Genomic DNA, 23,253 nt, shown 5'->3' with positions numbered 1-23,253 from the left:
ACTAAATTTGCGACAGTCGTAAACTTACTGCGGACGCATCTTGAAAGTCAAGGGAAAAGTAGGACGGTCATACCCATGTCTCAGGAGGAGCAGGGCGATGTCGTCCTTGCGGGGCGCTGCGTGCCGGGCGTGCCCGATGAGGTTGTCCGCCACCAGGTCCAGGGAGGCGTGCCGCGGGGTCCGGGTGAGGCGTGCCGCCGTCTCGCCGATGGCGTCCCCGATGTCCCTCCCCGGGGTTTCGACCAGCCCGTCGGTGTACAGGGCGAGGAGGGCGCCGGGCGCGAAGGGGACCTCGGTCGCGGTGTACGCGGTGTCGGGGTCGATGCCGAGCAGCAGCCCGGGCGGCAGTTCGAGCACCGTGGTCGAGCCGTCCGCGCGGCGCAGCAGCGGCGGCGGGTGGCCCGCGGTGGCCAGGCTGGCCCGGCAGCGGGTGAAGTCGATGTGGACGTACAGGCAGCTGGTGAACAGGCCCGGCTCCAGATCGGTCAGCAGCCGGTTGGTCCGGGCGAGGACCTCGGCCGGCGGGGCCCCGGCGGTGGCGTGGACGGCGGTGCGGACCTGCCCCATCAGGGCGGCGGCGTTGACGTTGTGGCCCTGCACGTCGCCGATGGCGGCGGCGACCGTGGAGTCGTCGATGCGGATCAGGTCGTAGAAGTCGCCGCCGATGTCGAGGCCCTGCGCCGCGGGCAGGTAGCGGGCCGCCACCTCCAGCCCGGGGACCTGCGGCAGGACCCGCGGCAGCAGGCCGGTCTGCAGGCTGCGGGCCAGCTGGTGGGTGGAGTCGTACAGCCGGGCCCGCTCCAGGGCCTGGGCGATCGGCCCGGCGATGGCGGTCAGGATGGCCCGCTCACCGGGGGCGAACGCGCGCGGGTGGGAGTAGCCGAGGACGAGGGAGCCGACGGGACGACCGGAGGCGATCAGGGGCAGGAAGGCCCAGGCGGCCATGCCGTCCAGGACCCTGGTCGCGGGATAGGCGGCCAGCAGCTCGTCCGGACTGCCGAAGAACAGCGGGTTGCCGGTGCGCAGTACGTGGGCGCGGGCGGTGTCGGCGGAGACGGGGGACCCGTCGAAGCGGGCCATGAGCTCGGCCGTGTAGCCGCGGTAGCCGACGATGCGCAGGCGCTGCTCCTCCTCGACCAGCAGGGCCATGGCGTGGGCGCCGAGCGCCGGGACGAGCTGGTCGGCGGCCTTGTCGACGACGTCCTGGGCGTGGGCGGCCTCGGTGAGGCTGGCCGCCAGGTGGATCAGCTGGTAGAGGGCGTGGGCGCGGCTGGGCGAGGGCGCCGTCTCGGCGGCCGGGGGCGGGGCCGCCGAGGGCGCCGGCTCCTCCACGGCCTGGGTGATGCGGACGCTGAGCCCGCTGGCGTCCGGGTAGAGGTCGAAGCGCAGGCGGCGGCCGTCCGGGTGGTCCGCGAGGAAGCTCCGCGGCATCCGGCTGATCATGGCCGCCCGGTAGTGGTCCTCGACGGTGGGGGTGTCCATCCACGGCAGCGCCTCCCACGGGAGGGCGCCGATCAACCGGGAGACGGGCTCCCCGAGCAGGTCCGCGGCCCGCTCGGTGATGAAGGTGACCTTCCCGTTCAGGTCGAGGGCGCAGCTGCCCCCCGGCAGGCGCCGGATGAAGCCCAGGCCCGCCGCCGCCTCCACGGGTCCGGGGGTGGGCGGCGGGCGCGGCGCCAGGATGACCGGGTGGGCCTCCGGCCGGATGGCGCGCCCCTCGTCGGCGGCCCGGCGCAGGACGCCGGCCAGGCGCCGCGCGCCCGATTCCAGCACCTGCCGCTCCCGGTCGCCGAGGTCCGGGCCGTGCGAGCCGGGCCACAGCAGCACCAGACCCGAGCCCGTGGGCCGCTCCGCGGCCGTGCGGGAGGCGTCCAGCGGGGTGGCGGCGAGGGCGAAGCGGTACGGGACGACCAGGCCGACGCGCGGGTAGCGGCGGGCCGTGTCCTCCAGGCCGCCCAGCCAGACGAGGCGGTGTTCGCGGACGGCGTCCGCCACCGGGACCGGGTCGTCGATGCCCACGCGGGCCCAGGGGACCGCGAACTCGCGGGCCACGCCGACGGTCACCGCCAGGTGCAGCACCCGCCCGCTGGGTTCGGGCAGGTAGAGCATGCCGATGGACGCATCGGCCTCGGCGCAGGTCTCGACCAGCGCCTCCTCCATCAGCCGGTGGCCGGCACCCCGCTCCTGTACCGGTTTGTCTCCCACGTGACCATGGTCGCCCCGGACCCAGCCGCGCGCTCGGCCCGGCCCGGGCGCGCCGCGGGGCGGGGCAGCCCGCCCGCCCCGCGCACGGGCACGGACCGTCGGCGGCCGGACACGGAACGGCGCGGTGGGGGCGGGCCGGGCTCCGGTCGGGCCCAGGCCGTCTAGCGGGCGGCGGCGAAGGCCTTCGTGAAGGCGAGCGGGGCCTGCACGACGGACGAGCAGGTGGCGTCGGCCTGGTTCTTGGCGCCGCCGGGGCACTGCTTGTCGCGGGCCCCCGACCACATGGAGAGCCAGCCCAGGCCCTTGCTGCGGGCGAAGTCGGCCAGCTGGGTGGCGTCCTCGACCGTGAACACCTCGCTGGCCACGTCGTTGACGCCGATCATCGGGGTCACGGCGACCGTCTTCCAGGCCTCGGCGTCGGAGAGCCCGAGGACGCCCTTGATCTGGGCCTGGGTCGCGGTCGCGGCCTGGATCGCGTAGCCGCCCATGTCGCCGCTGTACGCCGGCCCGTAGTCCATCGCCATGACGTTGACGGCGGCGATGCCCACGCCGTTGCGCTTGGCGTTGGCGATCAGGTCCACGCCCGGCTGGGTGAGGCCCTCGGGCATGACGGGCAGGGTGAAGGACACGTTGAGGCCCGGGTGCTTCTTCTGGAGCAGCGCGATGGCCTGGGCGCGCCGGGTGTTCGCGGCGGTGTCGGGCAGGGCCGCGCCCTCGATGTCGAAGTCGGCCTTGGTCAGCCCGTAGGCGTCGATGACCTTGCCGTACGCGGCCGCCAGGTCCGCGGCCGAGGAGCAGGCCAGGGCGAGCTCGGAGCCGGCGGCGCCGCCGAAGGACACCCGGACGTCGCCGCCCTTGGCCCGCAGGGCCCGGATCTGGGAGGCGACGTGGTCGGAGCCGAGGGCGGTGACGCCGCCCCACAGCGGGTTGCAGCCGCCCCCGGAGGTGACGAAGGCCAGGTTGAACTCCTTCACGCCGGTCTGGTCGGCGGTGCCGACGAGGTCGAAGGCGGGGTAGAGCGAGGTGTCCACGTACGGGGCGAACGGGGCCGCCTTCGCGGTGCCGCCGGGGCGGGTCGCGGTGGCGGTGGGCTTCGGGCCGGCAGTGGCGGTTGCCGTGGCGGTGGGGGTGGGGGCGGTCGTGGGGCGGGCGGTGGCGGTCGGGCTGGGGGCCGTGGTGGGGCGGCCCGTGGGGAGGGGGGTGGGGCCGGAACCGGGCGAGCACTTCTCCTTGTTGATGAGGCAGCCGGTCGGGTTGGCCGGGGCTCCCCCCTTGGACGCGGTGACGAAGCCGACGGTGGCGGAGGCTCCGGGCGCTATGCCGGCGGTGTCCCAGCGGGGCGGCTTGACGGTGACGTGGCCGCCGCTGACGGTCTGTTCGCCGTTCCACAGCGAGGACAGGGTGGTACCGGCGGGCAGTTCGAACTCCAGGGTCCAGTCCTTCAGCGGCTGGCTGCCGGTGTTGGTGATGACGTACTGGCCCGTGTAGCCGGAGTCCCAGCTGCTGGACCGGGTGAAGGCGGCGCCCACGGAGGCCGCCTGGGCGGTGCCGGTGAGGACGATCGCGGTTCCGGCGACGGCCGCCGTCAGGGCGAGCGCTCCGGCCGCCTTCGCCTTGGTGCCGGCGGTGCGGCGGTGTGCGTTCCTGGTCATGACTGCCTGCCTCATCGGTGCGGGGAGGGGGACGGGGCAGCACGCTAGCGATCCGGAATCGGACAAAACGCCAGTTCGAGCGCTGGGGCCCGGAACTTGAGGCCCCCTTAAGGAAGGCATCGGCCGGGGTTAACGACCGCCCTCCCGACCCCCGCGCAGGTTCGGGTCCCGCACCCCGGCGGCGACCGCGGCCCGCCCGGTGCAGTACCGCCCCGCGGACGTCTGCGGCCGTGGTGCACGGGGAAGGGGTGGTTCGGTCGGGCATGGCGGAGCGGGAAGGGAGAGTGCGGTGCACGGAGACGAGGAGCGGTCCGCGGCGCGGGACGGACGGCGGCCGGGGACGGTGTCCGCGGCCGAGCTGTTCGACGGTCTGGGGGTCGACTACGAGCGGGCCTTCGGACGGCTGCCGGCCCAGCTGGCCGCGGTGGACTGGCTGTCCGCGCGACTGGACCCGGGGGCGCGCGTCCTGGACGTCGGCAGCGGGACCGGACGGCCCGTCGCCGACCGGCTGGTGCGCGCCGGCTGTGACGTGACGGGCATCGACGTGTCCGGGGCGATGGTCGGACTGGCCCGGGCGCAGGTGCCCGGGGCGCGGTTCGAGCAGTACGACGTACGCGAGTTCAGTGCACCGGAGGGGAGCTTCGACGCCGTCTGCGCCTTCTTCCCGCTGCTGATGATGAGCCGGGCGGAGGCGTCGGCGGCGTTGGAGCGGATGGCCGGCTGGCTGGCGCCCGGCGGGTACCTCGTGTCGGCCACCGTGCCGGTCGACGTCGACGGCATCGAGATCGAGTGGATGGGGCGCCGGGTCGAGGTCTCCAGCTTCTCGGCCGAGGAGTACCTGCGCAGGCTGCGCGAGGACTGCGGGCTGGAGGTCCTCCACCACGCGGTCTCGGTGTTCGAGCCGGAAGGGGAACTCGCCGCCCCCGAGGAGCACCTGTTCTGCTACGCCCGGCGCCCTGCCGCCCCGCGCTGAGCGGCCGCCCCGCGACGGGCCGAACGCCACGGCCGGACCCGGCCGACCGGGAGCAGCGCACAGGCACACACACGCAGACGCGCGAGCGGCACGGCGGGGTCCGGCGCCCCGCCGTGCCGCTCGCGTTCCTCAGGTGTTCGCGGGGTCGGGCTCCACCTGCCGCAGCTCGGCGAGCAGTTCGTTGCGCCCGGCCAGCATCTCGGTCAGGATGCGGCGCGCCGCCCGCAGCAGGTCGGCGACTTCCACGCCGGCCAGGGCGTAGGTCACCGAGGACCCTTCGCGGGTGGACACCACGATGCCCGAGCGGCGCAGGACCGCCAGCTGCTGGGAGAGGTTCGACGGTTCGACGTCGATCTCGGCCAACAGGCTGCGGACCGGTTTCGGACCGTCCTGCAGGAGTTCCAGCACGCGTATACGGACCGGGTGGCCGAGCATCCGGAAGAACTCCGCCTTGGCCTGGTACAGCGGCACCTGCATTCCCACGACGCTCCTGCTGCTCCTCGGTCCCGTTGCCATGTCCCGCGCCCGCCCGCCACCGGACGACCTCCGTGTCCATCGTCCCGCCCTGTCGGCCCACGCGGAACCGAAGTTGACCGTTTTCGGATGTGCCGAGTTGAAGAAATTTGCAACTCATGGGCACGCGTGGGCCTGACGGAGCAGTGCGCCTAGACCTCCAGATCCGCCTCGATGCGGCGCAACTGGTGACGGGCCATGGCCAGGTTGGAACGGGCCTTGTCCAGCACGAGGTAGAGGAACAGACCGGAGCCGCTGCGGCTCTTCAGCACCCGGATCAGGTGGTACTGGTTCCCGAGGGTGATCAGCAGGTCCTCGATCTCGTCCTGGAGTCCCAGCATCTCCATGGTGCGGACCTTGGCCCGGATGACGTCCGTGTTGCCCGCCGCGGCGACGGCGAGGTCCAGGTCCTTGCTGCCCCCGAGCGTGCCGAGGGCCATTCCGCTGGTGTAGTCCACCAGGGCCACGCCCAGCACCCCGTCGATCGAGGTCATCGCTTCCTTCAGTGAAACTTCCACGTTGGCCATGGCCGTACCTCTCGTCTGCGCTCTGCCGTTACCGGCACCGGATCTTCCGTAACGGGACGCTACCGAGCGGCGGCCGCCGAACGGGCGGAACCTCGGATTCGGCGCAAAATGATCGCCTGGCGCGGGGCGGCCGGGGCAGCGAAGCTGCCGCGGCCGGCGGTCCGCAGGGCGTCCCACGACGACGGGCCTCCTCGGAGGCCCGGCCCGGCGCGGGCCGTGAGGACCGCACCACAGGACCCGTCGAACGGAGGACGATTCTTTTCGGCCGGAGGGGCGACCATCGCAGGCCACACGGCCTATGCGGCAAGGGCGGCGGGCTCGTCGAGGTGCGCGGCGGCCGTGCGCCAGGCCTCCGTGACCGCGTGGTGCGCCTGCCGGGTGCGGGCGGAACCGTCCCCGCTCAGGTGGACGGGGGCGCCGACGTGGACGTGCAGGTCCGGGCGGCGCAGCGGGGCCGTGACGAGGCCCGCGACCTGCTTCGCGGTGCTCCCCGAGGTGACCCGGCGGGCTCCGGCCTGGCCGATCGGCACGACGGGGGCGCCGGTGCGTTCGGCGAGCCGGGACAGTCCGCTGCGGAAGGCCCCGGGCGCGGCCTCCGCGGCGTCCCGGCGCTCCGGGATGCCGCCTTCGGCGTACAGGAGGACCAGCCGGCCCTCCCGCAGGGCGGCCTCGGCGAGGTCGAGGGCGTCCGCGGCCCGCCGGGACCGGCGGTACACCGGGATGTGGCCCTCGCGGGCGAGGGAGCGTCCGAGGACGGGTACGCGCCAGAGCCCGGCGGCGGCCATGACGACGGGCTCCACGCCGAGGCGGCGCAGCGCGGCGAGGACGATGGCGGGGTCGGCGAGGGAGGTGTGGTTGGCGGCGAGCACGCTGCCCGGCGCGAAGACGGCGTCGCGGTCCGCGGTCACGCGGAGGCGCCCGAACACGGGCACGAGAACGTCGGCGAGGCGGCTGAGCATGGGGATCTCCCGTTCCGAGCGGTGGTGTTCACCATGGTCGGCGCCTGCTCGGCGGCTGGCCTGAGCGTTCCTACTCAGGTCCGGGCGTGCACCGTACCCAGGCAACGCGCCGACGCCGGCCGCGGTCACCCCGCCCCGCGCCGCGCGCCGCCGCCCCGGTGCGGCCCCTGCGGCCCGTCCCGGTGCGTCAGATCCAGGTGTGGTCGTGGTCGGTGACGGGCGGCAGTGCGGCATCGGTGACGACCGCACGGGGGTCGGGGAGGGTCGCGAGGGCGGGCCCGACGGGCGGGAAGAGCGGCAGCGAGGCCGCCTCCCGGTAGTCGATCCACTCGACGACGCCGATGTCGGTGGTGCCGTCGGGGAGTTCGTCCGCCTCCTGTGCCGCGAGGGCGGCCCGTACCTCCGGGGTGATGTGGAAACGGTGCAGCAGGTGGAGCTTGCGGGGCGGCGGAGTGGGGCCGGGCCGGGTGATCCGCTGGTCGACGACCCACATCAGGTCGCCGCCCTCGGCCAGGCGGACGTCGAGGGCGAGTTCCTCGGCGAGTTCCCGGTGCAGGGCCGCGGTGAGGTCCTCACCGTCCTCGACGTTGCCGCCGGGCAGCGTGTAGAGGGCGGAGGCGGGGCGGTCCCGGCGGATCAGGGCCAGTTCGTCGCCGCAGAAGACGAGGGCTCCCGTACGGACCTTGATGCGGGCGAACGGGACGGGCGGCGGCGGGCCGTCGGCGAGGGGGCCTGCGGCATCCACGGAAGGTGTCATGGCGTCAGTATCGGTTCACCGTCGGCCAGGGGGCGGGCGGAGGGGGGTCCGCCCGCCGGGCACGGCCGTGCGGCGTTCCGTGCCCGGCGGGCCGTGCGCAGGAGGAGCGGACCCCTGCTCCGCCGACTGGAGCAGGGGATCCGGACGTTACTTCGCCCGGCGGGCGCCGTACGGATGCACCCGCGCGGGGCCGGGCGGACGCGCTCAGCCGGTGTCCTCCCGGGCCAGGGCGAGCGCGAGGTCCTGGAGGATCTGCTCCGTGCTCGCCTCCGGGTCGACGCTGTCGTGTGCGTCGGCGAGCGCGTCGAAGGCCAGGATGAACCCGTTCACCAGCGCGCTCAGCGGCTCCGACATCTGCTCGATCACCGCTTGGCCGACCTCCTGCGCCGTCGCGTCGGCCGGGACGGCGAACTGCGTCGGCACGACCTCCGCCAGCAGGTCGGAGACGAACGCCGTGTCGGCCCCGGAGCGCAGGGCGGTGAGCGCGGCGATGGCCTTCAGCTTGATCTCGTTCTCCGTCACCAGGCGAGCTTATGGCGCGGACGGCCGGGCCGGGGCCAACCCGAGACCTTCCACAGGGTGAGGTTGCCCGAGAACGCCGGCGGGTCGACGGGGCTGCCGGTCTGCCGGACCCCGGTCAGCTCGAACCGGGCCAGGTTGCCCTCGGAGGTGACCGTGCACAGCACGTCCCCCTTGCCAGCGGCGACGCCTTGGTGGTGAGGGTGGTGTGGGGGATCCCGGTCGGGAGCGGCGCGGTATGCACCGCCTGCCGGCACGCTTCCGGCGAGGGCCCGGGCGACTTCGCGAACGGGGTCCCGAGCCTCAGGGACCGCACGTGGTACGACAGCTCGGCCTTCCTGTCGCCGAGGGCGGGCGTGGGGACGGACAGCGTCCGGTCCTTGAAGACCTCGGTGTACTCCGGCTTCCTCACGGTCTTCGCGGTTCCTCCCACGCCGCCTGACACCCCTCGTGCCCCTGCGGGAACGGGCCGGCCCCGCCGCACGGTGTGCAGGATGCACGGGTCATTGCTGACAAACCTCACTGCCGTGCGTCCGGTCTTCCGGTGACGCTGGGGTGGTCGGGAACCGGAAGGGGAGGGAAGGGGGAGCCGGTGGGCACGGTGGAGGGGGTCGTGCAGGGGAGCGTGACGCAGCGTCCGGGGAGGGCGGGGGTCCTGCGGATCTGGGGGGCCGCGCTGGTACCCGCCCGGCGGGCGCGTCCTCGGGGGGCGGGGGTCGCGCATTCGGCGGGGCTGCGGCAGGTGCTGCTGGCGCTGGTCGTGACGGAACTCGTCCTGGCGTTCGTCGTGTCGTCCATGCTGCCGCCGGCCGTGCGGGGCGTGCACGCCGCGCTCGAAGCCGTGCTGGTCCTCGCCGGGCTGGGGGCCGCCGCGGCGCTGTTCCGGTCCCCGCACGAGGTGCGGGGACCGGACCTGGTGCTGCGGACCGGGTTCTTCGGGGAGGTGTCCGTGCCCCGCTCCGCGGTCCGTTCGGCGGCTCCCGCCGTGCGGACCGTCCCCGGCCGCGGACCGCGCCGTGTTCCGGGCGAGCCGGCCGCGGTGGCCTGCTCCGCCGAGGCGACGCTCGACGTGGTCCTGCACCTCAGCCCGGCGGTCCGCCTGGACCTCGGGCCGGGCGGGGGCGTGGTGACGGCGTCGGTGGTGTACACCTCGGCCGTGTCCGCCGCGGCCATGCGGACGGTGCTCGGTCCTGCGGTTCGCCCCGCGGACCACTGATCGCCGCCGGCGGCGACGGCGGGTCGGCGGTCCGGGCGCGCGGGGTGCGCGGGGTGCGCGGGGTGCGCGGGGTGCGATCATGGGCGGGCTGTCCCCGTGTTCCGTCACACCGTCTGGAGTGGTGCAGGAGTGGTTGCCGCCGTGCCCGACCCGTCCGTGCTGCACCCCGTGCCCGGGCAGCCCCGCGTGGTGCTGCTGAAGCCGCTGGTGGCGTCCCCGCTGATCGAGGTGGGGGCGTACTCGTACTACGACGACCCGGACGCGGCGACCGACTTCGAGAGCCGGAACGTGCTGTACCACTACGGTCCGGAGAGGCTCGTCATCGGGAAGTTCTGCGCGCTGGGCACCGGCGTGCGGTTCATCATGAACGGCGCGAACCACCGCATGGACGGCCCCTCGACCTTCCCGTTCCCCATCATGGGCGGCGGCTGGGCCGAGCACTTCGACCTGATCACCGGCCTCCCGGGCCGCGGGGACACCGTCGTGGGGCACGACGTCTGGTTCGGCCACGGCGTCACCGTCATGCCGGGGGTGCGGATCGGCCACGGCGCGATCATCGCCGCCGGTTCCGTCGTCGTCGACGACGTCCCCGACTACGCCATCGTCGGCGGCAATCCGGCGCGGCTCATCCGCCGCCGCCACAGCGGGCCGGACATCGCGCGGCTGCTTGCGGTGGCCTGGTGGGACTGGCCCGGTGACCACCTGACCCGGCACCTGCGGACGGTCATGTCCGGCAGCATCGACGACCTGGAGGCGGCCGCCCCCGGCGCCTCGGACGAGCGCCGGCAGAGCGGTATCTGACGGTCCCTCCCCCGCTGTTCCCCCGCCCCGCGGTACGACAGGCGCCGGCGGGCGGTTCGCCACACCCCCTACCCATCAACTGTGACATGTGAAATATTACCCGCGCTTCCTCCAGCCTTCCCGACCCAGTGAAAGGCCGTCACGTTGCGCAGACTCGCCGTGGTGGGAGCCGCGATATCGTTCGCGCTCCTCGCCACCCCCGCGCTCGCCGCCACCGCGCCGCCACCCCGGCCGGCCCCTCCCGCGCCGTCCGCCGGGCCGGCCCAGCACGCCGAACACGCCCCCGCGCCCCCGCCCGCACCCCTGGAGCTCCAGCGGCAGGCCCTGCGCCGGCAGGCACTGGAACAGGTCGCCGCCGGCGGTCCCGCAGGTCTGCGGGCGGAGGCCGACGGAACGCTCCCGCGCCGGGCCCAGGTCGGCAAGCGATACGTCGAACTCGCCCAGGAGCGCAAGGACAAGGTGTTCGTCATCCTCGCCGAGTTCGGCGACCGGGTGGACACCACCACCGAGTTCGAGGGCAGGCCCCGCTTCGGCGGCACACCCGGCCCCCGCCACAACACCATCCCGAAGCCCGCCCCCGACGACAACCACACCCTGTGGCGCAAGGACTTCGACCGGGCCTCCTACGAACGGCAGTTCTTCTCCACGGAGGCCGAGTCCGCGTCCCTGCGGGCCTACTACCGGCTCCAGTCCTCCGGCCGGTACGACATGGACGGCTACGTCTCCGACTGGGTCCGCCTGCCCTGGAACGAGGCCCGCTACGGCACCGACAACTGCTCCGAGCCCGGCCAGTGCCGCACCAACTGGGACATGATCCGCGACGCCACCGCCGCCTGGTACGACGCCGAGCGCGCCAAGGGCCGTACGCCCGAGCAGATCAAGGCGCAGCTCGCCGAGTACGACGTGTGGGACCGCTACGACGCCGACCACGACGGGAACTTCGACGAGCCGGACGGCTACCTCGACCACCTGGTCGTCGTACACGCCGGCAAGGACCAGACGTGGGGCGGCGGCGCCCAGGGCAAGGACGCGGTCTGGGCCCACCGCTGGTTCGCGTACTGGAACCAGGCCGGCAGTGCGGGCCCCGAGGGGAACAAGGCCGGCGGCACCCCCGTCGGCGACTCCGGCATCTGGGCCGGCGACTACCTCACCGCGGGCGAGAACAGCGGGGCGGGGCTCTTCGCCCACGAGTTCGGGCACGACCTGGGGCTCCCCGACCTGTACAGCTCGGACGGCGACAACGGCGTCAACTTCTGGTCGCTGATGTCCTCGGGCTCGTACCTGGCCAGGGGCCGCAACACCACCGGCGCCTTCCCGGGCGACCTCGACCCGTGGAGCAAGCTCCAGCTGGGCTGGCTGGAGTACACGGAGGCCGACGCGGGTCGCAGGACGCGGGCCGTGCTGGGAGTGTCGGGCTACAACACCGAGGACCCGCAGGCCCTGCTGGTGCACCTGCCGCCGTCGGAGACGCGGACCGAGCTGACCGACCCGTACGAGGGCGGCAGCCAGTGGTGGAGCGGCACCGGCGACCTCATGGACAACACCCTGTCCCGGACGGTCGACCTCACCGGCACGGCCGGGCCCGCCCGGCTGGACGCCCGCGTCTGGTACGACATCGAGCAGGACTTCGACTTCCTGACGGTGGAGGCCTCCACGGACGGCGGCGCCTCCTGGTCGGTCCTGCCCGGCACGGTGAACGGAGCCGCGATCCCGCCGAAGGGCGTGTCCGGGACGTCGGGCGGCTGGGCGGAGATCGGCGTTCCGCTGGACCGGTTCGCGGGGCACGGCGTCCAGCTGCGGCTGCGCGTGACGTCCGACGGCAACACCCACGGCAAGGGCGTCACCTTCGACGACATCCGGATCACCGCCGACGGCGGCGCCCGCGAGCTGCTGCGCGACGGGGCGGAGCAGGGCGCGAACGGCTGGGGCGCGGTCAAGTGGTCGCGCACCGAAGGCCGTACGGGCAGCGAGCGGCACCCGCGCGCCTACCTGGTCGAGAACCGCCGCTACACCGGCTACGGCAAGCAGCTGCGGACCGGGCCGTACAACTTCGGGTTCACCGGCGACCAGGTGGAGTTCTACCCGTACCAGCAGGGGGTGCTGATCTGGCTGTGGGACACCGCCTACAGCGACAACACCACCAGGGCCCACCCGGGGGCCGGACTGCTGCTGCCCGTCGACGCACGCCCGGAGCCGCTGCGGCACGGGGACGGTTCACTGCTGAACGCCCGCGCACAAACCTTCGACGCGCCGTTCTCGCTGCGGGCGAGCGACCGGATCGTCCTGCACCGGGCGGGCACGGCCACGGTGGTCCCGTCACGGCCGGGCGTACCCGTCTTCGACGACCGCCGCGGGTCGTACTGGAACCCCGAACTCCCGCAGGTCGGGGTCAAGGTCCCGGACACCGGGACGCGGATCGCGGTGGTCAAGGAGGCCTCGGGCGGCGCGCTCACCACCGTCCAGGTCAGCCCGTCACCGTAAGCGTGTCGCCGGAAGCGGCCGGGTACGGGTGCGCGTGCGGGCCGTCCGCCCCCCGGTGGGTGGGGCGGACGGCCCGGGACGTGTGCGTGGAGGCCCCAGCCGCGGTCAGGTGCTCAGCAGACGGTTGAAGAAGGAGCGGTAGCGCTGGAGGGCGAGGCGGAGGTCCTCGGTGGCGACCTCACCGCCGCGGCTCCACTGCTGCTCCAGGTCCTCCTTGTGGGAGGCGAAGGTACCGGCCAGGTGCTGCATGACGGCCGCGACCAGGCCGTCCGCGGCGCGGACGGACTCCTTGGGGTCGTCGACGAAGTCCGCCTGGATCCGGCTCCACTGCTCGCGGAAGTCCGCGGCCTCCGACTCCGGCATCAGGGGCGTCTCGTCCGGTTCGGCGGTGCCGGCTCCGGTCGTGTCCGTGTCCGCTTCCGCCTCGGCTTCCCGGCCCTCCCGGCCCTCCCGGTCCGCTTCGTCCATGGCGTCCGTCCGCGCCGACGCCGCCGTCAGGCCGCTCGTGTCCGCCGGGTCCGGACGGCCCCCGTCCCCCTGGAGGTCCTCCCGTGCGCCGGTGCCGCTCCCGTCGTCCACCGGGATCGCGTCGCCCGGGTAGGCGGGCCTGTCCTCGGTGGTCTCCGCGGTGTCGGGGTCGGCGTCGGCGTCCATCCGCGGACGGGCGAGTTCTTCGGTGGTCAGCCCCTCGCGGGGTGCGGTGGTCTCGTCGTGCTTCATGTCTCCTCCGTCCGGCTGCCCGCGCCCGAGGGCGCCGCCAGGAGTTCGTCGAACAGGGCGCGGTAGTGCACCATCGCCCCGCGCAGCTCCTCGGTGGTGGCGTGCCCACCGCCGCGGGCCTGGACCTCGTGGGCGTTGCGGTAGTGCTCAAGGGTGCGGCCGTGCTCCACGGACAGGTCCTGCAGCTGCTGCTCGTAGCCCTCCGTGGGGTAGCCGCGCTCGTGCATCAGGCGGGTGACCAGGGAGTCGGCTTCGGATACCGCGCTCTCGGGCCGGTCGACGAAGCGCTCCTGCACGCGGCTCCAGTCCGCGGCGTACTGCTGCCTCAGGTCCGGCGGCAGCTCCCGTACCTGCAGGGCGTCGTGCCGCCGTTCGCGGCTGCGCAGTTCGCGCTCGGCGGTGAGCCGTCCGCCCGTTTCCTCGACGGTGCGCTCGTACTCGGGTCCGAAGCGCTGCTTGAGGTGGCGCCGCCTCGACACCGCCCACAGTCCGACACCGATCAGGACGAGCACGATGACGCACAGGACGATGATGGCGACGAGGGTTGCTGTTGACATCTCGGCCTCCAGGGCCATCCGTGGGAGCTGGCCCGCGCCTGCCCCTGTCTCCTGCGCTCAAACTCCGCACCCGGGATCAGGATCCGGGCGGACCGCGGTAGCGGCCCGGGCGGGCGTGGTAGCCCTGGTCGCCACCTCGATCGTCACGAAGGCCGTTCACAGCTCCCGCAGGGCGGGGAGGAGGTCGGTGCGGGCCCAGTCGAGGAAGGGCTGCTGGTGAGCGCCGCCGATCTGGACGAGGGCGACCTCGTCGAACCCCGCGTCCACGTACGGCCGGACCGCCGCGGTGAACGCCTCGACGTCCGTTCCACAGGGGATGGCCTTCGCCAGGTCCTCGGGCCGCACCGCCTCCGCCGCCCGGGCGAACCCGGCGGGACCGCGCAGTTCGGCGTTGACCGGCCAGCCCGTCTGCGACCAGCGGAACTGCTCGTGTGCGCGGGCCACGGCGGCATCGCGGTCGGGGTCGTGGCAGACGGGCACCTGGCCGACGCGCGGCTTGCCCGCGCCGCCGTGCCGGTCGAAGGCGTCCAGCAGTTCCCGCTTCGGCTCGATCGCGATGACCAGGTCGGCGAGGCGGCCGGCCACGGCGCAGGAGCGGGGGCCGGACACCGCGATCCCGATCGGCGGGGGCGGGTCGGGCAGGTCCCACAGCCGGGCGTGGTCCACGTGGAAGTGCGGGCCGTCGTGGTCGACGGTCTCCCCGGCCAGCAGCCGACGGATGACGGCCGCGGCCTCCTCCAAGCGGTCGATCCTGACCCGGGGGGCGGGCCAGCCGGCGCCGACGACGTGCTCGTTGAGGTTCTCGCCCGAGCCGAGGCCGAGGCGGAACCGCCCCTGCGACAGCAGTTGCACCGTCGCCGCCTTCTGCGCGACGACGGCCGGGTGGTAGCGGTACGTCGGGCAGGTCACGTACGTCATCAGCGGGATGCGCTCGGTGGCCTGCGCGGCGGCGCCGAGGACGCTCCACGCGTACGGCGCGTGCCCCTGCTCGTCTAGCCAGGGGAAGAAGTGGTCGGAGATGACGGAGAAGTCGAACCCGGCCTCCTCGGCGCCCACCAGGTGCTCGACGAGGGCGCGGGGACCGGCCTGTTCGGTCATCATCGTGTATCCGATGCGCACCATGCGCGGCGTCTGACCCCTCCGGCCGGATCCAAACCCGGACGGCCGGCGCCCGGGTCCAGCTCCCGGCCCGCCGGCCGGGACACGTGCGGGCACCCGGGATACCGTCGAGGAGTGGACGCTGCGCGGGCCGAGGGGTACGGGGCGCTCGCGAGAGCCCTGCGCCGGAGCCATCACATCGGCCCCGGCGAGGTGACCGGGTTGATCGTGGACGCGGGCCGGGAACTGGGCCTGTCCGGGGTCCGGGTCCTGCTCTCCGACGTCCAGCAGCGCCGTCTGGTGCCCCTGACCGGCGGGACGCCCCTGGACATCGACGGCTCCCTCGCCGGCCTGGCGTACCGGACCCAGCGGGTGCAGCGCGAGTCGGGCGGCGCGCAGGGCTGCTGGATCCCCATGGCCGACGGGATCGAGCGGCTCGGTGTGCTGTACGCCGCCCCCGGCGCGCCCGGTTCCCGGGCCGGCGCCGAGGAGCGGGCGGAGGCCCTGGCCACGCTCGCCACGCTCCTGGTGGTCTCCAAGAGCACGCACGACGACGGTCTGGTCACGGCCGTCCGCAGCCGCCCGATGACGCACCAGGCCGAACTCCTGTGGGCCTTCCTGCCGCCACGGACCATCGGAAGCCCGCGGGTCACCTCCAGCGCGGTCCTCGAACCGGCCTACGACATCGGCGGGGACGCCTTCGACCACAGCTTCGACGGCAGCGTGCTGCAACTGGCCGTCCTGGACGCGATGGGCCACGACCTGGCCTCCGGCGCGGCGAGTGCCATCGCACTGGCGGCGTGCCGCGCGGCCCGGCGCGACGGGACCGCGGTGTCCGGCGGCGCCGGGGTCGCGGCCCTGGCCGGGGTCGCCCTGCGCATCGAGGACGCGCTGGTCCGGTGGATCCCGGACCGGCTGCTGACCGGCGTGCTGGCCCGCCTGGACACCGTCACGGGACGGCTGACATGGGTGAACTGCGGGCATCCGCCGCCCCTGCTGATCCGGGACGGCCGGATCGTCCCGCGGGCCCTCGAACGTGCGGCGCAGCTCCCGCTCGGCCTGGGGACGTACGGGGAGGGGCGCGAGCCGGCGGGGTACACCGTGCGGCTCCAGCCGGGCGACCGCGTGCTCGTGCACACCGACGGCGTCACCGAGGCCCGCTCCCCCCGAGGAGAGACCTTCGGGGAGGAGCGGCTCACGGACATCGTCGTACGGTCCATGGCGGCCGGCGAGGCGGCGCCCGAGGCGCTGCGGCGGCTCGTGCTGAGCCTCCTCGACCACCAGGGCCACGAGCTGCGCGACGACGCGACCATCCTCCTCACGGAATGGCACCCGCCGCACTGACCGTGCGCAGCCCGCCGGGGGCCGGGTTTTCACCGGGCGGGCGGGGGCAGGCGCCCGGGCGGACGGTCCCGCCCGCGCGCCGGCGCCTGCGGCCGCGGTCGCGGTCGCGGCGGACACCACGCGAAGAGCGGACACCACGCGAAGAGGAGACACCCATGAAGGAACGCTCCGACCTCCACGAGGGCCGGCTGCTCGCGGTCTACCTCAACGACCACCTCACCGGCGCCACCGCCGGCCTCTCTCTGGTCCGGCGGATGGTCCGGCACCACCGCGGGAGCGAGATCGGACCGCAGCTGGAGCGGCTGGCCGGACAGATCGCCGAGGACCGGGACAGCCTGCGCGAGGTCATGACCGCCCTCGACATCCCCGCGATGCACGCGCGCGCCGCACTGGGCCGGTTCGCCGAGGTGGCGGGCCAGCTGAAGCTCAACGGGCACCTCGTGTCCCGCTCGCCGCTCAGCGACGTCATGGAGCTGGAGCTGCTGCGGCTCGGGGTGGAGGGCAAGGCCGCGGCGTGGCGCTCCCTCCAGTCGCTCGCCTCCGCCGACGCGCGGCTCGACCGCGGCAGCATCGACCGGCTCCTGGAGCGCGCCCAGCGGCAGTCGGGACTGCTGGAGACCTTGCGCACGGCCGCGTCGGACCGGGTCTTCGCCCCTTCCGTACGGCGTACGGGGACCCGCGTCCCGGCGGGTTCCACTGCGGCTGGAAAGGCGGTGTGAGGCCGTGAAGGTCGTGGTGACGGGCGCCACCGGCAACGCGGGCACCAGTGTCGTACGGGCGCTGGCCGCCGACCCGGCGGTGACCGAGGTGATCGGCCTCGCCCGCCGGGTCCCCCGCGGGTACGAGGTGCCCGGGGTGCGGTGGGTCGCGGGGAACGTGGACCCCGGCGGGAGCGATCTCGTCGGGCTGTTCGCGCGGGACGGCGCGGACGGGGTGGCGGTCGTGCACCTCGCGTGGAAGTTCCAGCCGACGCACGACCCGCTGGAAACCTGGCACACGAACGTCCTGGGCGGCGTCCGGGTCTTCGAGGCGTGCGCCCGGGCCCGGGTCGACGCCCTCGTCCACGCCTCGTCCGTGGGCGCGTACTCCCCCGGTCCGGCGGACGGCAGCCGGGTCGACGAGACCTGGCCGACGCACGGCTGGCCGGGCGCCGCCTACACGCGGGAGAAGGCGTACCTGGAGCGGTACCTCGACGGCTTCGAGGCGGCCCACCAGTCGATGCGGGTGGTGCGGATGCGGCCGGCGTTCCTGTTCAAGGAGACCTCGGCCTCGGAGCAGCGGCGGATCTTCGCCGGGCCGCTGCTGCCGTGGAAGCTGGTCCGGCCGGGCCTGGTGCCGGTGCTGCCCGACGTGGGGGGCCTCAGGTTCCAGGCCCTGCACACCGACGACGCCGCCGAGGCCTACCGGGCGGCGGTGCTGCGGCCCGTGCGCGGCCCGTTCAACCTGGCCGCGGAGCCGGTGCTGGACACCGCCTCGCTGGCCCGGCTGCTGCACGCCCGGACGTTGCCGCTGCCGGCCGGCGCGGCCCGGGCCGCGCTGGCGGCGGCCTGGCGGATGCGCCTGGTGCCGGCCGCGCCGGGGCTGCTGGACGCCGTGCTGCGGCTTCCGCTGCTGTACGCGGACCGGGCCCGGCTGGAGCTCGACTGGACCCCCGCACGGACCGCCACGGAGGCGATGGCCGCCTTCCTGGAGGGCCTGCAGAGCGGTCAGGGGCTCGACACCCCGCCCCTGGCCGGTGCGGCCGCGGGCCCGGCCGGGCTCCACCGGAGGTGAGGGGACATGCCCGGGCGGGCCGCGCTGTTCGACGTCGACGGAACCCTCACGGATACCAACCACCTGCACGTGACCTGCTGGTGGGAGGCGCTGCGGCAGGCGGGGCACCGGGTGTCGATGCACGCGGTGCACCGGGCCGTGGGCCTGCCCGGCGGGGACCTCACGGCGCACCTCCTCGGCCCGGCCCCGACCGGCGACGGCGGGGCCGACGAGGGGACCGACGGGGAGTACGAGCGGATCGGCGCGGCCCACGACGTGCTGTACGCCACCTGGTTCGACCGGCTGGCCGCCCTGGACGGCGCCGCGGGCCTGCTGCGGCGGCTCGCCGCGGACGGCTGGCGGGTCGTACTGGTCACCTCGGCGTCCGGCGCCGAGCTGGGCGCGCTGCGCCGGGCCCTCGACGCCGACGACGCGATCACCGCGTGGACCAGCGCGGACGACGTGGAGCACGGCAAACCCCACCCCGAGCCGGTCCGCGAGGGCCTGGAGCTGGCGGGGGCGGAAGCCGGCCGGGCCGTGTTCGTCGGGGACACCGTGTGGGACATGTACGCCGGCACCCGGGCCGGCGTGCCCTGCGTGGGCCTGCTGTCCGGGGGCATCCCCCGCGCGGACCTGCTGGCGGCGGGCGCCCTGGCCGTGTACGACGGCCCGCGGGAGCTGCTGGACCGGCTCGACGACAGCCCGTTCGCCCGGATGGCCCCCCGCTGAACACCGCGCCGGGAGGGCCGCCGCGTCGGCAACGCCGCAGGCACGGCCGCCGCCGGGACTGCCCTCGGGTCCGGCCGACCGAGGTACGCGGTGCCGGTTCGCCGGCGGGCGCGCATCATGAATCTCATGAGAGTCCCCGTGCACGGGCGGGGTGACAGCACCCTCCCCTTGCTGCTCCACGGATACGCCTGGTTGCCCAACCGGCTCCGCGAGACGGCGGGCGCCCCGGTGCGGACCCACCTACTGGGCCATCCGGCGATCGCCCTGCACGGGCCGCAGGCCGTGCAGTTCTTCTACGACGAGGAGAACGTCCGGCGGTCCGGCGCGGTTCCGGATCCGGTCCTGGACACCCTGTTCGGCAGGGGCGCCGTGCATACCCTCGACGGTGCGGCCCACCGGGTCCGCAAGGCCCTGTTCCTGGCCCTGCTCAAGGACCCGGCCGGGGTCGAGGCCCTCACCGAGGCCGTGGTCGCGCAGTGGCGGGAGGCCGTCGCCGGCGACGGGGGCGGGGCCGTGGTGCTCTTCGACACCGCGGCCGAGGCGCTCGCCGGGGCCGTGTGCGCGTGGGTGGGGCTGGCGCCGACGGCCGAACAGGCGCGGCTCATCGCCCACGACTGCGTGGCCATGGTCGACGGGTTCGCCACCCCCGGTCTGCGGCACCTGCGCGCCCGGCACTCCCGCACCCGTCAGGAGGCGGCCCTCGCCGCCCTGGTCACGGCGGTGCGGGACGGCCGGCAACAGGTGCGTCCCGGGTCGGCCCTGGAGGCCGTCGCCGGCCACCGCGATGTCGACGGCCTCCCGGCGGACGAGCGGACCTGCGCGGTCGAACTGCTCAACATCATCCGGCCGACCGTCGCGATCACCTGGTTCATCACCTTCGCCGCGCACGCCCTGTACCGCCATCCGGACCTCGCCGAGGAGCTCCGCGCGGCGTCCGGCCGGCAGCTGCGGGACCTGAGCACCGCCTTCGCGCACGAGGTGCGGCGCTTCTACCCCTTCGTCCCGTTCGTCGGCGGGGTCGCGGCGCGCGACCTGACCTGGCAGGGCGTCCGCATCGACCAGGGCACCATGGTCCTGCTCGACGTGTACGGCCACCACCACGACGCGGCGCTGTGGCACAACCCGTACCACTTCACGCCGGCCCGCTTCACCGCCGACCCCGACGCCGTGGACCGTCTCGTCGCCCAGGGCGGCGGGGATCCCGCGCTGGGGCACCGCTGCCCGGGCGAGGACATCACCGTCAGCGTCCTCGCGGCGTTCGTCGGCGAGCTGGCCCACCTCGACCCCGAGGTCCCGGACCAGGACCTGACCATCCCGCTGTCCCGGATCCCCACACGCCCGCACAGCGGCTTCGTCCTGCGCCTCTCCACCGCCGCCGCGGACGCCTCCGCCGGCCCCGCCGCACGGCCCGGCCGCTGATCCCGCCGCCCCGGCCCGGGGGCGGGGGTGGGTGGCGGCTGCGGGAGACCGGTTGCCGCGTCGCGTGCAACAGTGGAATCGACGGCATGGCTTGGGTGCACTCATGGACGAGACCGACCGGACGCTCGAACAGCTGCTCGCGGGGCTGACCGCCGTACGCGACGGCAACCTCGACACGCGCCTGCCCGAGGACGTGGGCGGCCTGCCCGGCAAGATCGCCGTCGTCTACAACGGCATGGTGGCGCAGCTCTCGCTCGTGACCACCGAGGTCACCCGGGTGGCCGAGGAGGTCGGCGGCCAGGGGCTGCTCGGCGGCCAGGCCCGGGTGCCGCGGGCGGGCGGGGTGTGGCGGGAGCTGACGGCCGGCGTGAACAGCATGGCCGACAACCTGACCTCGCAGGTCCGCAACATCTCCCAGGTGGCCACGGCCGTGGCCCGCGGCGACCTCACCCAGAAGATCAGGGTCGATGCGCACGGGGAGATCCTGGAACTGATGGAGACCATCAACACGATGGTCGAGCGGCTGTCCTCGTTCGCCGAGGAGGTCACCCGGGTCGCGCGCGAGGTCGGCACGGAGGGCAAGCTGGGTGGCCAGGCCACCGTCCACGGAGTGTCCGGCACCTGGAAGGACCTGACCGACAACGTCAACTCGATGGCGGACAACCTGACCAACCAGGTCCGCAACATCGCCCAGGTCACCACGGCCGTGGCCCGCGGCGACCTCACCCGCAAGATCGACGTGGACGCCCGCGGGGAGATCCTGGCCCTGAAGACGACCATCAACACCATGGTCGACCAGCTCGGCTCGTTCGCCGCCGAGGTCACCCGCGTGGCCCGGGAGGTGGGCAGCGAGGGCAGGCTCGGCGGCCAGGCCGAGGTGGCGGACGTCTCCGGCACCTGGCGGCGGCTCACCGAGAACGTCAACGAGCTCGCGGGCAACCTGACCCGCCAGGTCCGCGCGATCGCCGAGGTGACCAGCGCCGTGGCCCGCGGCGACCTGACCCGGACGGTCGCGGTGGAGGCACCCGGTGAGGTCGGGGAGCTGAAGGACAACATCAACTCGATGGTGGAGTCCCTGCGCGCCACCACACGGGCCAACGAGGAGAAGGACTGGCTGAAGACCAACCTCGCCCGTGTCTCCGGCGGGATCCAGGGGCGGCGCAGCCTGCCCACGGTGGCCGAGCTGATCATGCGCGAGGTGCCGCCCCTGGTGCGCGCCCAGTACGGGTGCTTCTTCCTCGTGCAGCACGGCGCCGACGGGCCCGAGCTCGTCGCCATCGCCTCGTACGGGCTGCCGGACGACGGGGCGGCCGGTGTGCGGCGGGTGCGCGTCGGCCAGTCCCTGGTCGGCCAGGCCGCCGCCGACGGCCGTACGCTCGTCGTGGAGGACCTGCCGGCCGGGTACGTGCGGATCGCGAGCGGTACCGGCGCCGCGGACCCGTCCACGCTGATCGTGCTGCCCATCGTGGTCGAGGGACAGGTCCTCGGTGCGCTCGAACTCGCCGCCGTCCGCCCGTTCGCCGCCCTGCACCGGGACTTCCTGGAGCAGTTCACGGAGCTGCTCGGGGCCAACGTCGCCGCTCTCGTCGCCAATGCCCGCACCGACGAGCTGCTGGGGCGGTCGCAGCAGCTGACCGCCGAACTCAGCGCCCGTTCCCATGAGTTGCAGGCACGCCAGCGCGAACTGCAGGACAGCAACGCGGAGCTGAAGGAGAAGGCGGCCCTGCTGGCCGACCGGAACCGGGACATCGAGCGGAAGAACCTGCAGATCGAACAGGCCCGGCAGGAACTGGAGGAGCGGGCCCGACAGCTGGCACAGGCCTCCCTCTACAAGTCGGAGTTCCTGGCCAACATGAGCCACGAACTGCGCACCCCGCTCAACAGCCTGCTCATCCTGGCCCAGCTGCTCGCGCAGAACGGCGAGGGCAACCTGACCGACAAGCAGGTGGACTACGCGACCGTCATCCACTCCGCGGGCTCGGACCTGCTCCAGCTCATCAACGACATCCTGGACCTGTCGAAGGTCGAGGCGGGCCGCATGGACGTGCACCGCCAACCCGTCTCGGTCCAGCACGTCCTGGACTACGCCGACGCCACCTTCCGGCCCGTCGCGGACGAGCGGAACCTGGAGTTCACCGTCAGCGCGGCGCCGCTGACCGGAGCCGGGCTGGTCACCGACGAGAGCCGGCTGCGCCAGGTGCTGCGCAACCTGCTGGCGAACGCCCTGAAGTTCACCGAGCGGGGCAGCGTCTCGCTGCGCGTCGAGCTCGCCGACCCGACGGAGACCCCCGTCGAGATCCGGGGCGGCGGGCCCGTACTGGCCTTCCGCGTCGCCGACACCGGCATCGGCATCCCCGCCGACCGGCTGGAGTCCGTCTTCGGGGCGTTCCAGCAGGGCCACAGCGGAACCGCCCGCGCGTACGGCGGCACCGGGCTCGGACTCTCCATCAGCCGCGAGGTGGCCCGCCTCCTCGGCGGCACCATCACCGTCGAAAGCCGCGTCGGCGAGGGCAGCCGGTTCACGCTCTACCTGCCGGAACGCGCCGGCCGGGCGGACAAACCGGGCGCCGAGGCCGGCCGGGCCGACACCACGGCCCGGGCGGGCCCGGTCGGCGGCGGGGCCCGTCCGGAGGACCTGCGGGACCGGACGGTCCTCGTCGTCGACGACGACAGCCGCAACGTCTACGCCCTCACCGAGACCCTGAAGTCCGCCGGGCTCCAGGTGCTCACGGCCGACAACGGCACGGACGGCATCCGGCTGCTCGCCGAACACCCCGAAGTGGAACTCGTGATCATGGACCTGATGATGGCGGGCCTCGACGGGTACGCGGCGACCCGCGCGATCCGGGGCATGTCCGGGCGCGCGGAGGTGCCGGTCGTCGTGGTCACCGCCAAGGCCATGCCCGAGGACCGTTCGGAGGCCATGGCCGCCGGCGCCTCCGACTACCTGACCAAACCGGTGGACCCGGACCTGCTGCTCACCACCGTGCGGACCTGGCTGGGCACGGCGGCGGGGTCCTGACGCGGAGCG

At 74.2% G+C, this 23,253-nt stretch carries 21 protein-coding genes; 10 read left to right on the top strand and 11 right to left on the bottom strand.

Going from position 1 to position 23,253, the window contains the following annotated elements; all coding sequences use genetic code 11:
• Positions 1-24 precede the first annotated feature (24 nt).
• On the bottom strand, positions 25-2,205 hold the full coding sequence (locus ACSHWO_RS31790) for a SpoIIE family protein phosphatase (protein WP_438317478.1): 2,181 nt from the start codon (positions 2,203-2,205) through the stop codon (positions 25-27).
• A gap of 161 nt (positions 2,206-2,366) precedes the next feature.
• Positions 2,367-3,857 carry a glycoside hydrolase family 18 protein gene (locus ACSHWO_RS31785; protein ID WP_438317475.1) on the bottom strand — a complete coding sequence of 497 codons (1,491 nt, stop codon included), beginning with the start codon at positions 3,855-3,857 and terminating at the stop codon, positions 2,367-2,369.
• Between the two features lie 289 nt (positions 3,858-4,146).
• On the opposite strand from ACSHWO_RS31785, the gene ACSHWO_RS31780 reads away from it, so the two are divergent.
• A complete protein-coding gene (locus ACSHWO_RS31780) occupies positions 4,147-4,830 on the top strand; it encodes a class I SAM-dependent methyltransferase (protein WP_438317472.1) in 684 nt (227 codons plus the stop codon).
• A gap of 129 nt (positions 4,831-4,959) precedes the next feature.
• Here ACSHWO_RS31780 and ACSHWO_RS31775 read toward each other — a convergent pair whose 3' ends face one another.
• From ACSHWO_RS31775 to ACSHWO_RS31750, 6 genes are all read right to left on the bottom strand, one after another.
• Positions 4,960-5,307: an ArsR/SmtB family transcription factor gene (locus tag ACSHWO_RS31775; RefSeq protein ID WP_360627250.1), complete on the bottom strand. Its 348-nt coding sequence runs from the start codon at positions 5,305-5,307 to the stop codon at positions 4,960-4,962.
• A gap of 188 nt (positions 5,308-5,495) precedes the next feature.
• Entirely contained in the window at positions 5,496-5,870 is a 375-nt protein-coding gene (locus tag ACSHWO_RS31770; protein ID WP_438317469.1) for a hypothetical protein, read from the bottom strand.
• Positions 5,871-6,166: 296 nt separating this feature from the next.
• Positions 6,167-6,829: a lysophospholipid acyltransferase family protein gene (locus ACSHWO_RS31765; RefSeq protein ID WP_361086799.1), complete on the bottom strand. Its 663-nt coding sequence runs from the start codon at positions 6,827-6,829 to the stop codon at positions 6,167-6,169.
• Positions 6,830-7,016: 187 nt separating this feature from the next.
• A complete protein-coding gene (locus ACSHWO_RS31760; protein WP_438317465.1) occupies positions 7,017-7,586 on the bottom strand; it encodes an NUDIX hydrolase in 570 nt (189 codons plus the stop codon).
• A gap of 204 nt (positions 7,587-7,790) precedes the next feature.
• Positions 7,791-8,108 (bottom strand): hypothetical protein, encoded by a 318-nt coding sequence (locus ACSHWO_RS31755; RefSeq protein WP_361086793.1) that lies wholly within the window; start codon positions 8,106-8,108, stop codon positions 7,791-7,793.
• Positions 8,105-8,272, bottom strand: coding sequence for a hypothetical protein (locus ACSHWO_RS31750; RefSeq protein WP_385805764.1), 168 nt, complete (start codon positions 8,270-8,272; stop codon positions 8,105-8,107). Before ACSHWO_RS31750 ends, ACSHWO_RS31755 begins: the two co-directional genes overlap by 4 nt.
• 425 nt (positions 8,273-8,697) lie before the next feature.
• On the opposite strand from ACSHWO_RS31750, the gene ACSHWO_RS31745 reads away from it, so the two are divergent.
• The 3 genes from ACSHWO_RS31745 (at position 8,698) to ACSHWO_RS31735 (ending at position 12,603) form a co-directional block, all read left to right on the top strand.
• Positions 8,698-9,321 (top strand): hypothetical protein, encoded by a 624-nt coding sequence (locus ACSHWO_RS31745; protein ID WP_438317461.1) that lies wholly within the window; start codon positions 8,698-8,700, stop codon positions 9,319-9,321.
• 129 nt (positions 9,322-9,450) lie between these two features.
• A complete protein-coding gene (locus tag ACSHWO_RS31740) occupies positions 9,451-10,122 on the top strand; it encodes a CatB-related O-acetyltransferase (protein ID WP_438317458.1) in 672 nt (223 codons plus the stop codon).
• Positions 10,123-10,284: 162 nt separating this feature from the next.
• Positions 10,285-12,603, top strand: a complete 2,319-nt coding sequence (locus ACSHWO_RS31735; RefSeq protein ID WP_438317455.1) for an immune inhibitor A domain-containing protein — start codon at positions 10,285-10,287, stop codon at positions 12,601-12,603.
• A 105-nt stretch (positions 12,604-12,708) separates the two neighbouring features.
• On the opposite strand, the gene ACSHWO_RS31730 is transcribed toward ACSHWO_RS31735, so the two are convergent.
• From ACSHWO_RS31730 to ACSHWO_RS31720, 3 genes are all read right to left on the bottom strand, one after another.
• On the bottom strand, positions 12,709-13,323 hold the full coding sequence (locus tag ACSHWO_RS31730) for a hypothetical protein (RefSeq protein ID WP_385805770.1): 615 nt from the start codon (positions 13,321-13,323) through the stop codon (positions 12,709-12,711).
• Positions 13,320-13,880, bottom strand: a complete 561-nt coding sequence (locus tag ACSHWO_RS31725; protein ID WP_385805772.1) for a hypothetical protein — start codon at positions 13,878-13,880, stop codon at positions 13,320-13,322. Before ACSHWO_RS31725 ends, ACSHWO_RS31730 begins: the two co-directional genes overlap by 4 nt.
• Before the next feature lie 156 nt (positions 13,881-14,036).
• Positions 14,037-15,002 carry a TIGR03557 family F420-dependent LLM class oxidoreductase gene (locus tag ACSHWO_RS31720; protein ID WP_438317451.1) on the bottom strand — a complete coding sequence of 322 codons (966 nt, stop codon included), beginning with the start codon at positions 15,000-15,002 and terminating at the stop codon, positions 14,037-14,039.
• Positions 15,003-15,113: 111 nt separating this feature from the next.
• Between ACSHWO_RS31720 and ACSHWO_RS31715 the strand changes: the two genes are divergently transcribed.
• The 6 genes from ACSHWO_RS31715 (at position 15,114) to ACSHWO_RS31690 (ending at position 23,244) form a co-directional block, all read left to right on the top strand.
• Positions 15,114-16,322 carry a PP2C family protein-serine/threonine phosphatase gene (locus ACSHWO_RS31715; protein ID WP_438317448.1) on the top strand — a complete coding sequence of 403 codons (1,209 nt, stop codon included), beginning with the start codon at positions 15,114-15,116 and terminating at the stop codon, positions 16,320-16,322.
• A gap of 155 nt (positions 16,323-16,477) precedes the next feature.
• Positions 16,478-17,041 carry a hypothetical protein gene (locus ACSHWO_RS31710; RefSeq protein ID WP_438317445.1) on the top strand — a complete coding sequence of 188 codons (564 nt, stop codon included), beginning with the start codon at positions 16,478-16,480 and terminating at the stop codon, positions 17,039-17,041.
• 4 nt (positions 17,042-17,045) lie between these two features.
• On the top strand, positions 17,046-18,095 hold the full coding sequence (locus tag ACSHWO_RS31705) for an NAD-dependent epimerase/dehydratase family protein (RefSeq protein ID WP_438317442.1): 1,050 nt from the start codon (positions 17,046-17,048) through the stop codon (positions 18,093-18,095).
• Between the two features lie 6 nt (positions 18,096-18,101).
• On the top strand, positions 18,102-18,803 hold the full coding sequence (locus tag ACSHWO_RS31700) for an HAD family hydrolase (RefSeq protein ID WP_438317439.1): 702 nt from the start codon (positions 18,102-18,104) through the stop codon (positions 18,801-18,803).
• Between the two features lie 126 nt (positions 18,804-18,929).
• Positions 18,930-20,222 carry a cytochrome P450 gene (locus ACSHWO_RS31695; protein WP_438317436.1) on the top strand — a complete coding sequence of 431 codons (1,293 nt, stop codon included), beginning with the start codon at positions 18,930-18,932 and terminating at the stop codon, positions 20,220-20,222.
• Positions 20,223-20,325: 103 nt separating this feature from the next.
• Positions 20,326-23,244 (top strand): HAMP domain-containing protein, encoded by a 2,919-nt coding sequence (locus ACSHWO_RS31690; protein WP_438317433.1) that lies wholly within the window; start codon positions 20,326-20,328, stop codon positions 23,242-23,244.
• Positions 23,245-23,253 lie beyond the last annotated feature (9 nt).

Source organism: Streptomyces pallidus (ex Mingjun et al. 2026), assembly GCF_051550185.1.
In the GTDB taxonomy this organism is placed as follows: Bacteria; Actinomycetota; Actinomycetes; order Streptomycetales; family Streptomycetaceae; genus Streptomyces.
Note: the sequence above shows the minus strand (reverse complement) of the source record. Positions and strands in the feature narration are given on the sequence as shown.

What these genes read in the sequence shown, in the direction of transcription:
- ACSHWO_RS31785 (WP_438317475.1), bottom strand. Translation starts at nt 3,857, where the DNA reads ATGACCAGGAACGCACACCGCCGCACCGCCGGCACCAAGGCGAAGGCG.
- ACSHWO_RS31775 (WP_360627250.1), bottom strand. Translation starts at nt 5,307, where the DNA reads ATGCAGGTGCCGCTGTACCAGGCCAAGGCGGAGTTCTTCCGGATGCTC.
- ACSHWO_RS31770 (WP_438317469.1), bottom strand. Translation starts at nt 5,870, where the DNA reads ATGGCCAACGTGGAAGTTTCACTGAAGGAAGCGATGACCTCGATCGAC.
- ACSHWO_RS31765 (WP_361086799.1), bottom strand. Translation starts at nt 6,829, where the DNA reads ATGCTCAGCCGCCTCGCCGACGTTCTCGTGCCCGTGTTCGGGCGCCTC.
- ACSHWO_RS31760 (WP_438317465.1), bottom strand. Translation starts at nt 7,586, where the DNA reads ATGACACCTTCCGTGGATGCCGCAGGCCCCCTCGCCGACGGCCCGCCG.
- ACSHWO_RS31730 (WP_385805770.1), bottom strand. Translation starts at nt 13,323, where the DNA reads ATGAAGCACGACGAGACCACCGCACCCCGCGAGGGGCTGACCACCGAA.
- ACSHWO_RS31725 (WP_385805772.1), bottom strand. Translation starts at nt 13,880, where the DNA reads ATGTCAACAGCAACCCTCGTCGCCATCATCGTCCTGTGCGTCATCGTG.
- ACSHWO_RS31720 (WP_438317451.1), bottom strand. Translation starts at nt 15,002, where the DNA reads ATGGTGCGCATCGGATACACGATGATGACCGAACAGGCCGGTCCCCGC.
- ACSHWO_RS31710 (WP_438317445.1), top strand. Translation starts at nt 16,478, where the DNA reads ATGAAGGAACGCTCCGACCTCCACGAGGGCCGGCTGCTCGCGGTCTAC.
- ACSHWO_RS31700 (WP_438317439.1), top strand. Translation starts at nt 18,102, where the DNA reads ATGCCCGGGCGGGCCGCGCTGTTCGACGTCGACGGAACCCTCACGGAT.
- ACSHWO_RS31695 (WP_438317436.1), top strand. Translation starts at nt 18,930, where the DNA reads ATGAGAGTCCCCGTGCACGGGCGGGGTGACAGCACCCTCCCCTTGCTG.
- ACSHWO_RS31690 (WP_438317433.1), top strand. Translation starts at nt 20,326, where the DNA reads ATGGACGAGACCGACCGGACGCTCGAACAGCTGCTCGCGGGGCTGACC.